General features: G+C 46.9%; 1 protein-coding gene. It reads right to left on the reverse strand.

Annotated features, from left to right (window positions below):
* Positions 1-29: 29 nt before the first annotated feature.
* Positions 30-1359 (reverse strand): Na+/H+ antiporter NhaC (gene nhaC / locus AB4496_RS22955; protein ID WP_372132087.1); only part of this gene is annotated, 1330 nt, incomplete at its 5' end.

Here is a 1359-nt window from a genome sequence, read left to right on the forward strand (position 1 = left end):
TTTTTGTGCTTAAGCACTAAAGCCTTAGCTTAAGCTTGTTGCTTGCTCAGTTCAGCGGCTTCTTCAGTTTCAAGCGCTGGTGCTGTTGGTTCACATTTATCAACGAACCAACCCATGTAAGACGTTACGATAGTCACGAGGATACAGATGAAGCTCAACCACATGAACGGAGCGTAAGAGAGCGTTGCGACACCAAGAATACTCGCCATGTAGATACCGTTATCACTCCAAGGAACCATGCCTGAGGTTAACGTGCCACCAAACTCAGCATTACGAGATAGGTTCTTACGTTTGTAGCCCAAACGGTCGTAGTTCTTCGCACAGATTTTTGGCGTAAGGATTAACGATACGTACATCGCAGAACCGAACACGTTACCCATGAAAGCCGTGCCGATCGTGCTTGTTGCTAGAGAGCCTGCGCTATTTACTCGGCGCTCGAACACCTTAGCAATCGTCTCTAATACGCCCACTTTATCCAGTAAGCCACCAAAACCTAAACCAAACACAATTACCGCTACCGAACCAAGCATTGAAGACATGCCGCCACGGTTAAGAATCGAGTCAATAAACTCTACGCCAGAGGAGATAGAGAACGGTGCCCAAGCAGTATTGAATGCCGTTAGGAAATCGATATCTTGGATCATGACTGCCCAGATAATACCTAGCAGAGAACCGAAGCTGATTACCGGGAATGAAGGCATGCGGAAAGCCAACAGACCAAGCACGATCAGTACTGGGACAAATGAGTAAGGCGTGATGTAGAACTGAACTTCCATTGCTTTAATGACAGAATCTACTTGGCTCATGTCAACGTTACCTGCGTAGTGAAAACCAAACGCAGTAAACATGATGCCAGTAATCACGTAGCTGATTAACGCAACTGGCAGCATGCCCTTGATGTGCTCAACCACTTCAACACCAGACATTGAAGAAGCCAGAATCACTGAATCAGAAAGTGGAGACATCTTGTCGCCGAAGTAACAACCTGACAGCACTGCACCTGCAGTAATCGGTGCTGGAACACCTAGGCCTTGGCCAATACCCATCATCGCGATACCTGCTGTACCCGCAGCGCCCCAAGAAGTACCAGTTGCCAATGCGGTTAGAGAACAGATAATCATGGTCGCTAAAAGGAAGATAGAAGGGTGGATAGCTTTCAGACCATAGTAAATGATAGTAGGTACGATCCCGCCTGAGATCCAAGTACCAACAAGAGCGCCAACGGCTAAAAGTATTAAAACCGCGCCTAAGCCATTGGATATTCCTTTGAGTGCCGCTTTTTCTAAGTCTTTGTATTCGTGGCCAAGGCGAATACCGAGAACCATGATAATGAACCAGCCAATATACAAGGCAAGTTGA

Source organism: Vibrio sp. 10N.222.46.A1 (assembly GCF_041473595.1).
GTDB classification, from domain to species: Bacteria; Pseudomonadota; Gammaproteobacteria; order Enterobacterales; family Vibrionaceae; genus Vibrio; species Vibrio tasmaniensis_A.